Source organism: Thauera humireducens (genome assembly GCF_001051995.2).
GTDB lineage: Bacteria > Pseudomonadota > Gammaproteobacteria > Burkholderiales > Rhodocyclaceae > Thauera > Thauera humireducens.
Genome location: NZ_CP014646.1, coordinates 4,125,202 through 4,139,427 on the forward strand (window position 1 = coordinate 4,125,202; position 14,226 = coordinate 4,139,427).

Below are 14,226 nucleotides of genomic sequence, written 5' to 3' on the forward strand. Positions count from 1 at the left end.
GCGATAGGATGGCGGGGCCCGGTTCGACGGGCGAGGCTGCCGATGATAAGCCGCCGCGACCGCGCAGGCGAGCGCGGATGTGTTCGTCAGCGTGTCGCGGGCTTGGGTGTGTCGTTGGCCGCCGTGCCGTTCGTCGGTGCGGGCGCAGTCCTGGCTTCGCTCGGGACGAGCTTGGACGGCACGATGTCGAGCTTGTGTTCCATCATGTAGTCGTTCATGTCGCGCCATCCGGCGAAGACCGCGGCCTTGTCGGCTGCGGTGTTGAGGGTGTAGCAATCTTCGAGCGAGCGTCCCGAGTGGCGGCATGCGCCGCCGATGGCGCGCCCTTCGGCCTCCTTCGCCGCAGCTTCGCGCGCGGGGTTCGGGAGTTCGAGCAGGTCGGCGAGCATGTCGCAGCCGCCCAGCGCGGGCAGCAGGGCAATGAGGACGATCGCGTGCAGCAACGGCAGGAAGGGCGTGGGGCGCATGGGGTCGGACCGGATGAGGGCTTGAGGGGTATAACGGCAGGGCCGCGGGGATCTTGAAGAGGCGTCCGGCGCGGCGGCGTCGCGGCGCAATCGTCACGGATGTTACAACTGAGACCTCTCAAGGCAAGGCGCCCGCACTATAATCCGCGCGTCCGATTATGGGCGCCTGCCCGACCTCTCTTATCAAGCGGCATCTCCATGAATATTCAGCGTTTCAAGACGGTCGTTGCATCCCTCGCTGCCATCGCGACGGGCTGCGCTCTGGCGCCTGTCGTACAGGCGAGCGCCGAGCAGCAGATCCAGCTCTACCATCGTTTGCCCGAATCGAAGGCCACTGCGGTGAAGGAGCTCGTCGAGCGCTTCAATGCGCAGGCGAAGGGGGTCAAGGTCGTCCTGTCCGATGCGGATTGGCGCAGTGGTTCGCCCCATCTGCTGATCCTCGAGGGCGAGGACGAGGAGAGCTTCGTTGCCGGCAAGCCGCGCTACAAGCCCCTGCATGCGCTGATGAAGGAAGCCAAGGTGCCGCTGCAGACCTTGCGTCCGCCGGCGATGATGACGCGCACGCCCGTCGATGCGAAGGGGCAGTTGCTCGCGCTGCCGGTGGGCCTGTCGACGCCGGTGCTGTTCCTCAACCGCGATGCGCTGCGCAAGGCGGGCGTCAATCCCGATACCGCGCCGGTCGCGACCTGGTTCGAGCTCCAGGAAACGCTCGGCCGACTCGCCGACTCTGGCCATAGCTGCCCCTATACCGTGGCAGAACCGGGGCGCGTCATGGTCGAGAACCTCAGTGCGTGGCATAACGAGCCGGTGGCTGCGGCGCGGGGCAAGACCGTTGCGCCGTCGTTCAACGGTATGTTCCAGGTCAAGCACGTGGCGATGATGGCGAGCTGGGCGCGGGCGCGTTACCTGCACGTGTTCGACCATCGCAGCGAGGCCGAGCGACGCTTTGCAGCCGGTGATTGCGCGGTCATCGCAGCGCCGTCCGAAAGCTGGGTCGATTTCCGTCGCTCGGGCAAGATCGATATCGCGGTCTCGCGCCTGCCTTACCACGAGGATTTCCCGGGGGCGCCGCAGAATACCGTGGCCGACGGTCCGGCGCTGTGGGCGGCCGCCGGCAAGAAGCCCGACGAGTACAAGGCGGTCGCACGTTTCATCGCCTTCTGGCTGCAACCCGAGAACCAGGTGGCCTGGCAGCGCGAGACCGGCTATCTGCCCCTGAACCGGGCCGGCATCCTGGCGTCGCGCAGCGAACTGCTCGGCGATGACCTCGATAACGTCCGCGTCGCGGTCGAGCAGCTCACGAACAAGCCCGCGACGGCCGACTCGGGCGCCCAGCCCGTGGTCGAGCGCGAACGCGTGCGTCGCATTCTCGACGAGGAACTCGCGGGCGTCTGGGCCGACAGCAAGGCCGCCAAGGAGGCTCTGGACAACGCGGTGGCGCGCGCTTCGATCGGCAACTGATTCTCAGGGAGAGCGGGTGCGGCTTGACGGCGGTCGACGCCGGCGCCTACCATCCGCTCTTTTTCCGCCAGCGTGTCCGCCTTGTCCGTCAAGCAGCTTTTCGCGCCGATCGCCGCCGACATGCAGGCGGTGGATGCGGTCATTCGTAACTGCCTCCACTCCGACGTCGTGCTGATCCGTCAGGTGGCGGAGTACATCATCCACAGCGGCGGCAAACGCCTGCGTCCCGCGCTCGTGCTGTTCACGGCGGGGGCCATGGGCTACAAGGGCACGCAGCATCATGAGCTTGCCGCCGTGGTGGAGTTGATCCACACGGCGACGCTGCTGCACGACGACGTCGTCGACGAATCCGACCTGCGTCGCGGCAACAAGACCGCCAACGCCATGTTCGGCAACGCCGCATCGGTGCTGGTGGGCGACTTCCTCTACACGCGTGCGTTCCAGATGATGGTCGACGTGGACAGCATGCACGTGATGCGCGTGCTGGCCGATGCGACCAACGTGATTGCCGAAGGCGAAGTGCTGCAATTGCTCAACTGCCACAACGCCGACGTGGTCATCGACGACTACCTGCGCGTGATTCGCTACAAGACGGCCAAGCTGTTCGAGGCCGCCTCGCGCCTTGGCGGTATCCTGGGTGGTGCGGATGAAGCGCTCGAGGCGCGCCTTGCCGCGTTCGGCATGCACCTCGGCACGGCGTTCCAGCTCATCGACGACGTGCTCGACTACTCTGCCGAGGAGGCCGACACGGGAAAGCATCTGGGTGACGATCTCGCCGAAGGCAAGCCCACACTGCCCCTGATCCACGTCATGCAGCACGGTACGCCCGAGCAGGCCGCACTGGTGCGTGGCGCCATCGAGAATGGCGGTCGTGACGATTTCGCCGCGGTGCTGGCCGCGATCCAGGCCACGGGGGCGCTCGACGAAGCGCGTCGTTACGCCCAGGCGGAAGTGAAACTCGCGATCGACGCGATTTCGATTCTTCCCCCTTCCATTTTCAAGGATGCGCTGCTACAATTATCGGACTTTGCAGTTGCGCGGAATCACTGATATATTAGTGGGCTTCGCGAAGAAGTAAAAAGCGTCGGGGAATAGCTCAGCCTGGTAGAGCACTGCGTTCGGGACGCAGGGGCCGGAGGTTCGAATCCTCTTTCCCCGACCACCAATTCCCGTCAAGAAACCGCCCTCGTGGCGGTTTTTTGTTTTCCGCGCCCTGTTCTCCGTGGGGGCGTGTAGCCAGGCGGCGATGCGCAAGATCATCCACTGCGATTGCGATTGCTTCTACGCCTCGATCGAGATGCGCGACGATCCCTCGCTGGTCGGGCGGCCGATTGCGGTCGGCGGGCGTGCCGAAACGCGCGGCGTGATCGCAACCTGCAACTACGAGGCGCGTGCCTTCGGCGTGCATTCTGCGATGTCTACCGCGCGTGCGCTGCAGTTGTGTCCGCAGCTGGTGCTGCTGCCGCCTGACTTCGAGCGCTACCGTGCGGCGTCGCGTACGATCCTCGACATCTATCGCGACTACACGCCGCTGGTCGAACCGCTGTCGCTGGACGAAGCCTACCTGGACGTAACGGGCATCGATCGCTGCCGGGGATCGGCCACCCTGATGGCGCAGGAGATCCGGGCGCGCATCCAGGCCGAGGTGGGTATCACGGCGTCGGCCGGCATTGCCCCCAGCAAGTTCGTCGCCAAGGTGGCCAGCGACTGGCACAAGCCCAACGGGCAATTCGTCGTACGCCCGGAGGAGGTCGACGCCTTCGTTGCCGCGCTGCCGGTGAAGAAGATCTTTGGCGTCGGCAAGGTCACCGCAGCCAAGCTTCGTCGCAGGGGCGTGGAGACTTGTGCCGACCTGCGGGCATGGAGCCTGGCGGAATTGACGCAGGCATTCGGCAGCTTTGGCGCGAGCCTGTACCGTCTGTGCCGCGGCATCGATGACCGGCCGGTGAAGCCGGACCGCATCCGCAAGTCACTGTCCGTCGAAACCACCTACGCGAGCGACCTGGCCGATCTTGCGGCCTGCCAGGCGGCGCTGCCGGCCCTGATCGCCGAGTTTCGCGTCCGGTTCGAGCGGGCACGCGAGACGCGGCCGGTGCACAAGGCCGTCGTCAAGGTCAAGTTCGCCGATTTCACTCAGACGACGGCAGAGTGTGTCGCTGCAATGCCCGATGATGCGGTGTGGGGCGCACTGCTCGACGAGGCGCACGCACGCCGGGGCCGGCCCGTGCGGCTGCTCGGGGTGGGTGTGCGCTTCGTCGAGGATGAGGACGGCGTGGGCGGGCAGGAGGCGCAGATGCCGCTGTTCGATGCCCTGCCGGACGAGGCGTGCGGCGGACCGTAGCGCTGCCCGGGCTGGTCAGCTCAGGCCGTCTTCAGGCGTTCTTGCGCTTCTGCCACAGCACGTCGCCACGGCCGCCGGCGCGGTTGAGCACGCGGCCAAGCACGAACAGCAGGTCGGACAGCCGGTTCAGGTACTGACGCGGGGCATCGTTGACCGCCTCTTCCAGTGCCAGTGCCACCAGCGCGCGCTCGGCGCGGCGGCACACGGTGCGGGCGTGATGGGCATAGGCTGCGGCGCGGGTGCCGCCGGGCAGGATGAAATCCTTCAGCGGCTCGAGGTCTTCGTTGAAGCGATCGAGTTCGTTCTCGAGGTGGGTCACCTGCTTCTCGGTGATCATGCTCATACCCGGGATGCAGACTTCGCCGCCGAGGTCGAACAGGTCGTGCTGCACGTCGGTGAGCAGCGTGCGCACGTCCTCGGGCAAGTCCTCGCACAGCAGCAGGCCGACGATGGCGTTGGTCTCGTCGACCTCGCCCAGTGCGTGGATGCGCAGGCTGTTCTTGGAGACGCGCTTGCCGTCGCCCAGGCCGGTGGTGCCGGCGTCGCCGGTGCGGGTGTAGATCTTCGAGAGGCGATTACCCATGGTGTGCTCGTGTCCCGTTCGTAGGTTGACGTGAACGGCAATTATAGGCGAAGCCCGTCGTGGCGCGGGGCGGCAAATGACGCGCTTAAGCTCATGATAAACTTGCGCATTCGCCTGCAGCGCGGGCCAATCGTCCAGAAAACACGCAAACTTCCATGAAATCCGCCGAAATCCGCGACGCCTTCCTCAAGTTCTTCGAGTCCAAGGGTCACCAGATCGTTGCCTCCAGCTCGCTGGTGCCGCACGAGGACCCCACGCTGCTGTTCACCAACGCCGGGATGAACCAGTTCAAGGACGTGTTCCTCGGCTTCGACAAGCGTGCCTACACGCGTGCCACCACCTCGCAGAAGTGCGTGCGCGCCGGTGGCAAGCACAACGATCTCGAGAACGTCGGCTACACCGCGCGGCATCACACCTTCTTCGAGATGCTGGGCAACTTCAGTTTCGGTGACTACTTCAAGCGCGACGCGATCTCGTACGCCTGGGAACTGCTCACCGAAGTCTTCAAGCTGCCCAAGGAAAAGTTGTGGGTCACGGTGTATGCCGAGGATGACGAGGCCTACGACATCTGGACCAAGGAAGTCGGCGTGCCGGCGAAGCGCGTGATCCGCATCGGCGACAACAAGGGCGCGCGCTACGCCTCGGACAACTTCTGGATGATGGGCGACACCGGTCCCTGCGGTCCGTGCACCGAGATCTTCTACGACCACGGTGAGCACATCTGGGGCGGTCCCCCCGGATCGCCCGAGGAAGACGGCGACCGCTACATCGAGATCTGGAACAACGTGTTCATGCAGTTCAACCGCGACGAGCAGGGCGTGATGCATCCGCTGCCCAAGCCCTCGGTGGACACCGGCATGGGGCTGGAGCGCATCTCGGCGGTGTTGCAGGGCGTGCACGCCAACTACGAGATCGACCTGTTCCAGGCGCTGATCAAGGCGGCCGCGCGCGAGACCTCCGGTGCCGACATGGACTCTCCGTCGCTGAAGGTGCTGGCCGACCACATCCGTGCCTGTTCCTTCCTGATCGCCGACGGCGTGATCCCGGGCAACGAGGGCCGCGGCTACGTGCTGCGCCGCATCATCCGCCGCGCCATCCGCCACGGCTACAAGCTCGGCGCGCGTGCAGCCTTCTTCCACAAGATGGTGCCGGACCTCGTGGCCGAGATGGGCAGCGCCTATCCCGAGCTGAAGGATGGCGAGCGCCGCATCATGGACGTGCTGCGCCAGGAGGAAGAGCGCTTCTTCGCCACCATCGAGAACGGCATGGCGATCGTCGAGGCCGAGCTCGCTGCGATGGAAACGGCCGGCAAGAGGGTCTTCGACGGCGATACCGCCTTCAAGCTGCACGACACCTACGGGTTCCCGCTCGACCTCACCGCCGACATCTGTCGCGAGCGCGAGGTGACGGTGGATGCCGCGGCCTTCGATGCGGCGATGGCGCGCCAGAAGGAGCAGGCGCGTGCCGCCGGCAAGTTCAAGATGGCGGCCAACCTCGAGTACGAAGGCCCGGAGACCACCTTCCACGGTTACACGCTGCTGGAGGAGAAGGGCAACATCCTCGCGCTGTACAAGGACGGTGCGGCGGTCAACGAACTGCTCGAGGGCGAGATGGGCGTGGTCGTGCTCGACCACACGCCGTTCTATGCCGAGTCCGGCGGCCAGGTCGGCGACCGCGGCGAGCTGCGTGGCGCGGCCGGCATCTTCGGCGTGGAGGACACACAGAAGATCCAGGCCGCGGTCTTCGGCCACCACGGCGTGGTGCGCACCGGCAAGCTGGCCGTTGGCCAGGGCGTGCTCGCCCGGGTCGATGTCGCCGCCCGTGCCGCCACCGCGCGCAACCACTCGGTCACCCACCTCATGCACAAGGCCCTGCGCGAGGTGCTCGGCGCCCATGTGCAGCAGAAGGGCTCGCTGGTCGATCCGGACAAGACCCGCTTCGACTTCGCGCACCCCGCGCCGATGACGGCCGAGGAGATCCGCGAGGTCGAGGAGATCGTCAACCGCGAGATCCTCGCCAACTCGGCGACGCAGGCCGAGGTCATGGCGCTGGAGGCGGCGCAGAAGTCCGGCGCGATGATGCTGTTTGGCGAGAAGTACGCCGACGAGGTGCGCGTGCTGTCGATCGGTACGTCGAAGGAACTGTGCGGCGGCACCCACGTCTCCCGCACCGGCGACATCGGTCTGTTCAAGATCATCGGCGAGGGCGGTGTCGCTGCCGGCATTCGCCGCGTCGAGGCGATCACCGGCGAAAACGCCCTGCGCTACGCCCAGGAGCAGGAGCGCCGCGTGCAGGGGATGTCGGCGCTGCTCAAGGTCCAGCCCGACGAGGTCGCCGAGCGCGTCGCCGGCATTCTCGACAACGTGCGCGCGCTGGAGAAGGAACTCGCCCGCCTCAAGGCCAAGCTTGCTGCCAGCCAGGGCGACGAACTGGTGAGCCAGGCGGTGGAGGTCGGCGGGATCAAGGTGCTCGCTGCGGTGCTCGAAGGCGCCGACGTGCCGACCCTGCGCGATACCATGGACAAGCTCAAGGACAAGCTCAAGTCCGCCGCGATCGTGCTGGCGAGCGTGCGCGAAGGCAAGGTCAGCCTGATCGCCGGCGTCACCGCCGACCAGACGGCCAAGGTCAAGGCGGGTGAGCTGGTCAACTTCGTCGCCCTCCAGGTCGGCGGCAAGGGCGGCGGTCGGCCGGACATGGCGCAGGCGGGCGGTACCCAGCCCGAGAACCTGCCGGCAGCGCTGGAGGCGGTGCAGGGCTGGGTCGCTGCGAAGCTCTGATCCGGCGATCTCGCTTGAAGCAAAAAGGCCGCAGGGATGCGGCCTTTTTTTGGTTCTTCGCGCGATGCTGGGTTGCAGTTCAGGCGGTTTCGGCGTCCATCTCGCGGTCGAACTCGTAGATCAGATCGTCCGCCAGGTCGTCGAGTTCGGCGAGCGTCAGGCTGAGGTACTGGGCCACCGGCGCCCTTGCCTTGCTCCAGTCGGTGTCGTTGCGTGTGCGCAGGTGGGTGCTGGCCACGTGCTCGCCGATCGCATTGATTGCCACCAGCGTGCGGGCGTCGTCGCCGAGATCGTTCAGACCGTCGAAGATCGAGTAGTCATGGTGGCACAGGATGCCGAGGCTCACGGCGTCGTTCAGGCCCCAGGTTCGTGCCAGGAAATACCCGACGATGGCGTGATTGGTGCCGAGCGCCTGGTCCTCCACGTCGGTGAACCAGCCCTCCGTGCAGGTGTTCGCCTGGCCGAGCACCGCCTTGTAGCCGTCGAAACGCTGGATCAGCAGCGGCATGCCGCAGTCGTGGAACAGGCCGAAGGTGTAGGCCGTTTCAGGTCGTGCTGCGCCGGTGCTGCGGGCCAGCCGCGCGTTGGCTGCGGCGGTGATGCGTGAGGTATCCCAGAAGCGCTCGAGCGAGACGTCCTCGACGGCGATCGCGCTGCGCAGCAGGGCTTCCTGCACGAGGTTGGTCACGGTGCCGAAACCCAGCAGGCGGGCCGCATCGGCCACCGATGCAATGCGTTTGCCGCGACTGAACAGGGGGGAGTTGGCCGAGCGTACGACCAGCGAGGCGATGCCCACGTCCTCGCCGATGAGGGCTGCGATGCGACGGTCGCTCGCGTCCGGGTTGTTCAGCTCGTCCATGATCTGGACGAGCACCGCCGGGCAGGCCGGAATATTGACGCCCTTCAGCGCGTGTTCGAGCGCCCCGAGATTGAGACTGTTCGTCTTGTACGACATTTTTCTTGTTCTTCCCTCGCCACACAGAGCACTCATGATGAAGCTGCGGGCGATGGCCGGCAAGCCTTGTCGCGTTGCACTGCGGAAATATTACTCGCGGGTGCGTGTTGTCGGCGGCGGCAGGCCCTTGCGGGCCACCGCGGACGTTCAGAAGGGTAGGTCGAGCCCGGGCCACACGCCGTTGATCGCAGTGCGGAATGCGGACTGGATCCGGGTCAGTGCGTCCGCATCGTCTGCCTCGAAGCGCAGCACGACGACCGGCGTCGTGTTGGACGGACGGGCCAGGCCGAAGCCGTCGGCGTACTCGATGCGCACGCCGTCGAGGGTGATCACCGCTTGTGCGCCGTCGAACCGCGCCGATGCTTTCAGGCGCTTCACGAGTTCGAAGGGCTCGCCTTCGTTCATCTTCAGGTTCAGCTCCGGCGTGCTGACGGCGTTGGGCAGCGCCTTCAGGGCGGCATTGGCGTCAGGACGTGCGGACAGGATCTCGAGCAGGCGGGCGCCCGAATACAGGCCGTCGTCGAAACCGAACCAGCGTTCCTTGAAGAACATGTGGCCGCTCATTTCGCCGGCCAGCGGGGCGCCGGTCTCCTTGAGCTTTGCCTTCACCAGTGCATGCCCGGTGTTCCACATCGTCGGCTTGCCGCCGCGCGCGCGGATCCAGGGCGCCAGGTTGCGCGTGCATTTGACGTCGAAGATGATCTCGCCGCCCGGTACGCGCGACAGCACGTCTTCGGCGAACAGCATCAGCTGGCGGTCGGGGTAGATGATCTCACCGTCCTTGGTCACGACGCCGAGACGGTCGCCGTCGCCATCGAAGGCCAGCCCGAGTTCGGCGTCGGTTTCGCGCAGCATGCGGATCACGTCCTGCAGGTTCTCGGGCTTGGACGGGTCGGGGTGGTGGTTGGGGAAGCGGCCGTCGACGTCGCAGAACAGTTCGACGACCTCGCAGCCGAGGCGGCGGAAGAGTTCGGGGGCAATGCCGCCGGCAACGCCGTTGCCGCAATCGACGACGATCTTCATCGGGCGTGCGAGCTTGACGTCGCCGGCGATGCGCTCGATGTAGGCGGCGCATACGTCCGCGGTGCGCACTTCGCCCGCGCCATGGGCGAGGTCGTCCTCCGCGATGCGGCGGCGCAGATCCTGGATCATGTCGCCGAACAGGGTCTGGCCGCCCAGGACCATCTTGAGGCCGTTGTAGTCGGGCGGGTTGTGGCTGCCGGTGACGGATACGCAGGAATCGCAGCCGAGCTCGTGCGCGGCGAAATAGGTGAGCGGCGTGGGCACGCAGCCGATGTCGACGACGTCGACGCCCGCGGCGCGGATACCGTCTGCCAGCGCGGTGGCAAGTGCGGGGCCCGACAGGCGTCCGTCACGGCCCACGGCGATTGCCGTCTGCTTCCGCGCCCGGGCTTCGGAGCCGAGTGAGTGGCCGATTGCGCGGACGGCATCGGGCGTCAGGACGGTGTCGACGATGCCGCGGATGTCATAGGCCTTGAAGATCTCGGGGGCGGGCGTGGCGTAGCGTGGTGTGCTCATCGGGCGGCTGCGTGGCGGAAACGAAAAGCGCGATTCTATGCCGAGTGGCGGTCATTCGTTCGCTTGCCGGGCCCGCATCAGCCAAACACGTGCGCGGGCATCGCCTGGCGTGCGCCAGCCGTCCGGCTCTCAGCGCAGCGTGTCGAAGTGGGCCAGCAGGCGCTGGCCGAGCCAGTCCTGCGTTCCCGGCCAGTCGCCGCCAAGGAAGCCGACGTGGCCGCCGCCCGCCGGACATTCGAAAGTGACTGTTGCGGGCAGGGTCAGCACATCGGGCAGGGCCTTGGCCGGCACGAAGGGGTCGTTGGCCGCGTTCAGGACCAGCGTGGGGCAGCGGATGCCGCGCAGCCAGGGGCGCGCCGAGGCGCGGCGCCAGTAGTCGCCGACGTCGGCGAAACCATGCGCGGGCGCGGTGTACGCGTCGTCGAAGGTTTCGAGGCTGCGCGCCTGGGCGATGCGTGGGGCATCGAAGCGGCCCGGGTGTTCCGCGCACTTGGCCAAGGCCTTCGTCTTCAGCGTTGCCAGGAAGTGCCAGGTATAGACGAGGTTGAAGCCGCGCCCGAGTGCGGCGCCGGAGAGGGTCAGGTCGAGGGGCGCGCACACGCTGGCTGCAGCGGTGACAAGTTCTGCCGCCTCGTGTTCGCGTTCGCCCAGCCATTTCAGCAGGGCGTTGCCACCGAGCGAGACGCCCGCGGCGAACAGCGCAGCTCCGTCCGCAGCAACGCGAAGGCGGCGGAGGATCCAGTCGATCTCCTCGCTGTCGCCCGAGTGGTAGGCGCGTGCGAGACGGTTCGGACTGCCGCCGCAGCCGCGGAAATGCACCACCACGCCGCGCCACCGACGCGCCGCGACGGCGGACATCAGCGTGCGTGCGTAATGCGAACGGCTCGAGCCTTCGAGGCCGTGGAACAGTACGACAAGCGGCGTCTGTGCTTCGCCCGCCGGAAGCCAGTCGAGTTCGATGAAGTCGCCGTCCGGCGTGTTCCAGCGCTCGCGCCGGTAGGGCGGTAGCGGCCCTTTGCGGGCGACCGGCCAGATGGTCTGCACATGGCCGCCGGGTAGCCACCACGGAGCGCGATACGCGGCGACGCGAGTCATCCGTCAGTGCACCACGCGCGGTGACAGGTCGCCGAAGTCGGCGGCATCGGGCACTGGAGAGGCATGGTGCATGACCATCCGCCAGCCCAGTGCGCCACGGATGTAAACATTGGTGGCCGCGATCAACGGTGAGCGCGCCGTGGCACCCGCGACGCGGATGTTCTCGAACACGCTATGTACCGCCACCATCGCGTTGCCGCTGACCACGGCTTCGCTGACGTCGACCTGCAGGTGGGCGCCGCCGGCCAGCATCTGCCGCCAGGCCTCACGCACGGCCTGCAGGCCGACGATGCGGGGGCCGCCCGGATGGATGCAGGCGATCTCGTCGTCCTCGGACCACACCGACATCATGGCGTCGAAGTCGGCGCGGGCGAGCGCGTCGTAGAACGCGGCTTCGGCGTCCGCTGCGGAGGTGTAGATCGGTTTCTTGATGCTCATGGTCCGGCTAGAAAAGACCGGGGGCCGAATACCGCGGTATTGGCCCCCGTGTTGATCGTTCGTCAGCGTTCCGTCGGTTCCGGCCCGTCGGTCAGTGATGGCCCTTCGGGCGCTCGCCGGTGAAGACGTAGTGTGCGCTGCAATACGGGCATACCGCTTCGCCCGTTTTCAGCACGTCCAGGAAGACGCGCGGGTGGCGTGCCCACAGCGGCGCGCCGGGCGGCGGACAGTGCAGGGGTAGATCCTTGGCGCTGATGGCGACGGCCTGGGTCTTGTCGGTGTTCTCAACCATGACGCAAATCCTCTGGACGGGAAATCAGACGTAGGCGAGCCAGTGCTCGTATTCCGGGGCGCGGCCATTGACCACGTCGAAGAAACGCGCCTGAAGCTTGGTCGTGACCGGACCGCGCTTGCCTTCGCCGATGATGCGGTCGTCGAGTTCGCGGATCGGGGTGACTTCGGCTGCGGTGCCGGTGAAGAAGGCTTCGTCAGCGAGGTAGATGTCGTCGCGGGTGAGACGCTTGGATTGCACTTCCAGGCCGAATTCGCGGGCGATGGTGATGATCGAGTCGCGCGTGATGCCGGTGAGCGCCGAGGCGATCTCGGGTTCGTAGATCTTGCCGTCCTTGATGATGAACAGGTTCTCGCCCGCACCTTCGGCGACGAAGCCCTGGTTGTCGAGCAGCAGCGCCTCGTCGTAGCCCATCTTGGTCACTTCGAGGTTGGCGAGGATGGAGTTCGGGTAGGTCGCTGCCAGCTTGGCGCGCGGCATCGTCGAGTTGACGTGGTGGCGGGTGTAGGACGAGGTCTTGACGCGGATGCCCTTCTCCAGGCCTTCCTCGCCGAGGTAGGCGCCCCACGGCCAGGCAGCGATGGCGACATGCACGGTCGCGCCGCGGGTGGAGATGCCCATCTTCTCCGAGCCGTAGAAGGCCAGCGGACGCAGGTAGCAGGACTCGAGCTTGTTGGCGCGCACGACCTCCTTCTGCGCCTCCATGAGTTCATCCTTCGAGTAGGGGATGTCCATCATGTAGATCTTGCCGGAGTTGATCAGGCGCTGGGTGTGCTCGGCCAGGCGGAAGATTGCCGTGCCCTTGGCGGTGTTGTACGCGCGTACGCCTTCGAAGACGGCCAGACCGTAGTGCAGGGAGTGGGTCAGCACGTGCGTGGTCGCTTCGCGCCACGGAACGAGCTTGCCGTCTTGCCAGATGAAACCGTCGCGATCAGCCATGGACATGATTGGGTTCTCCACCTCAGGAAGTTGATTCGGCAGCCCGCGTCCGGCGGGCGTAACCTGCGGATTCTAGCGCAAAGGCAGGGTCTGCGAACGCCGCTTTGCTGGCGCGGAAGCCTTGCTGCGGTGGGGAAAGGCGCTGTCGCGCGCTAGAATGCACGGCTGGAATCAAAGGAGTGCGAATTGAGCGATCGCGAGTGGAAGCCCAACGTCACCGTTGCCGCAGTCATCGAGCGTGAGGGCCGTTTCCTGCTGGTCGAGGAGCATACGCCCGAAGGCTTGCGCTTCAATCAGCCGGCCGGCCACCTCGAGCCGGGGGAGTCCCTGCTCGAGGCGACGGTGCGCGAGGCGCTCGAGGAGACCGCGCACCGCTTCTTGCCCGAGTACCTGGTCGGCATCTACCAGTGGACGCGTCCGCAGGGCGACATCACCTACCTGCGCTTCGCCTACGGTGGCCGTATCGAGGGCGCGGAGCCGGGCCGCAAGCTCGACGACGGCATCGTCCGGGCGGTGTGGATGACGATCGACGAGGTGCGTGCGACGGCCGACCGCCATCGCAGTCCGCTGATCCTGCAGTGCATCGAGGACTGGCTCGCCGGGCAGCGTCACCCGTTGTCGCTGGTGCGGCACTACTGATCCTGCGGAGCGATGATCCGTCTGCTCCTGGTCGTGCTGCTCGGTACACCGCTGCTCTCACAGGCGATGACGCTGCGCGGCGATGCGGGGAATACGGACGAGGGCCGGGTCAGCATCTGCTACAACTACGGCTGCAAGCAGCAGGGGGAGGTGCGCTACGCTGCCAGCACGCTGGCCCGGCTCGGGCACCGCCTGGCCAGCGCGCGCAGTGCCGCCGAGGAGCGTGATTCGATTGCCGAGGTGCTGGGGCGGCTGTACCGGGTGGCCGCGACGCAGACTCCCGTGGGCGCGGATCGCAGCGGCAACTTCCTCGATGGGGGCGTACATGGGCGCATGGATTGCATCGACCACTCGACCTCGACCACGCGCCTGCTGCAATTGCTCGAAGCGCGAGGCGGGCTGCGTTTCCACCGTGTGGTGGAACCGGCGCGGCGCACGAGCGTGATCTTCCAGCACTTCAGTGCGGTGATCGAGGAACTGTCGCTGGCCGAGCGCCTCGAGCGTCTGCCACCGGGCGAGGCCCTGGCCGGATGCAACTGCACCGAGGACGGACTGGTGATCGAAGGGCCGGACGGCGCGGAAGCGGCCCGGCCCGGCGAACGTTATGCGGTCGACAGCTGGTTCGTCGACAATGGCGAGCCGGCGGTCGTGCTGCCGCTTGCCGAATGGCTCAATGGAGGGGGACCGAATGTCCAGTAAG

14 protein-coding genes and 1 tRNA gene are annotated in these 14,226 nt (G+C 66.5%); 7 read left to right on the forward strand and 8 right to left on the reverse strand.

The annotated features are described in order from the left end of the window. Window positions 1-86 precede the first annotated feature (86 nt). Window positions 87-467: a hypothetical protein gene (locus AC731_RS19155; RefSeq protein WP_004259009.1), complete on the reverse strand. Its 381-nt coding sequence runs from the start codon at window positions 465-467 to the stop codon at window positions 87-89. Window positions 468-665: 198 nt separating this feature from the next. Between AC731_RS19155 and AC731_RS19160 the strand changes: the two genes are divergently transcribed. The 4 genes from AC731_RS19160 (at window position 666) to dinB (ending at window position 4,269) form a co-directional block, all read left to right on the forward strand. Further along, window positions 666-1,928, forward strand: coding sequence for an extracellular solute-binding protein (locus AC731_RS19160; RefSeq protein ID WP_004259006.1), 1,263 nt, complete (start codon window positions 666-668; stop codon window positions 1,926-1,928). Window positions 1,929-2,009: 81 nt separating this feature from the next. Continuing rightward, complete coding sequence (locus AC731_RS19165; protein WP_004259003.1) at window positions 2,010-2,978, forward strand: polyprenyl synthetase family protein; 969 nt, start codon at window positions 2,010-2,012, stop codon at window positions 2,976-2,978. A gap of 35 nt (window positions 2,979-3,013) precedes the next feature. Next, a tRNA-Pro gene (locus AC731_RS19170) sits at window positions 3,014-3,090 on the forward strand. An 84-nt stretch (window positions 3,091-3,174) separates the two neighbouring features. Next, window positions 3,175-4,269, forward strand: coding sequence for a DNA polymerase IV (gene dinB / locus AC731_RS19175; protein ID WP_004259000.1), 1,095 nt, complete (start codon window positions 3,175-3,177; stop codon window positions 4,267-4,269). Window positions 4,270-4,300: 31 nt separating this feature from the next. Here dinB and AC731_RS19180 read toward each other — a convergent pair whose 3' ends face one another. Then, entirely contained in the window at window positions 4,301-4,852 is a 552-nt protein-coding gene (locus tag AC731_RS19180) for a cob(I)yrinic acid a,c-diamide adenosyltransferase (RefSeq protein ID WP_004258996.1), read from the reverse strand. Between the two features lie 155 nt (window positions 4,853-5,007). Here AC731_RS19180 and alaS point away from each other — a divergent pair, with 155 nt between their 5' ends. Further along, complete coding sequence (alaS, locus tag AC731_RS19185) at window positions 5,008-7,629, forward strand: alanine--tRNA ligase (protein ID WP_004258991.1); 2,622 nt, start codon at window positions 5,008-5,010, stop codon at window positions 7,627-7,629. Window positions 7,630-7,708: 79 nt separating this feature from the next. On the opposite strand, the gene AC731_RS19190 is transcribed toward alaS, so the two are convergent. The 6 genes from AC731_RS19190 to AC731_RS19215 form a co-directional block, all read right to left on the reverse strand. Then, window positions 7,709-8,584 (reverse strand): HDOD domain-containing protein, encoded by an 876-nt coding sequence (locus AC731_RS19190; protein ID WP_048708512.1) that lies wholly within the window; start codon window positions 8,582-8,584, stop codon window positions 7,709-7,711. 147 nt (window positions 8,585-8,731) lie between these two features. Then, window positions 8,732-10,123, reverse strand: coding sequence for a phosphomannomutase/phosphoglucomutase (locus tag AC731_RS19195; protein ID WP_004258987.1), 1,392 nt, complete (start codon window positions 10,121-10,123; stop codon window positions 8,732-8,734). 129 nt (window positions 10,124-10,252) lie between these two features. Next, entirely contained in the window at window positions 10,253-11,218 is a 966-nt protein-coding gene (locus tag AC731_RS19200; RefSeq protein WP_048708514.1) for a YheT family hydrolase, read from the reverse strand. A gap of 3 nt (window positions 11,219-11,221) precedes the next feature. Continuing rightward, on the reverse strand, window positions 11,222-11,656 hold the full coding sequence (locus AC731_RS19205; RefSeq protein ID WP_205626614.1) for a YybH family protein: 435 nt from the start codon (window positions 11,654-11,656) through the stop codon (window positions 11,222-11,224). 91 nt (window positions 11,657-11,747) lie between these two features. Next, on the reverse strand, window positions 11,748-11,948 hold the full coding sequence (locus tag AC731_RS19210; RefSeq protein WP_004258980.1) for a zinc-finger domain-containing protein: 201 nt from the start codon (window positions 11,946-11,948) through the stop codon (window positions 11,748-11,750). 24 nt (window positions 11,949-11,972) lie between these two features. Further along, entirely contained in the window at window positions 11,973-12,893 is a 921-nt protein-coding gene (locus AC731_RS19215) for a branched-chain amino acid transaminase (RefSeq protein ID WP_004258977.1), read from the reverse strand. 180 nt (window positions 12,894-13,073) lie between these two features. On the opposite strand from AC731_RS19215, the gene AC731_RS19220 reads away from it, so the two are divergent. Together AC731_RS19220 and AC731_RS19225 are read left to right on the forward strand one after the other, a co-directional pair. Further along, window positions 13,074-13,526: an NUDIX hydrolase gene (locus tag AC731_RS19220; RefSeq protein ID WP_004258973.1), complete on the forward strand. Its 453-nt coding sequence runs from the start codon at window positions 13,074-13,076 to the stop codon at window positions 13,524-13,526. Window positions 13,527-13,538: 12 nt separating this feature from the next. Next, a complete protein-coding gene (locus tag AC731_RS19225) occupies window positions 13,539-14,225 on the forward strand; it encodes a hypothetical protein (RefSeq protein WP_004258970.1) in 687 nt (228 codons plus the stop codon). Window position 14,226 lies beyond the last annotated feature (1 nt).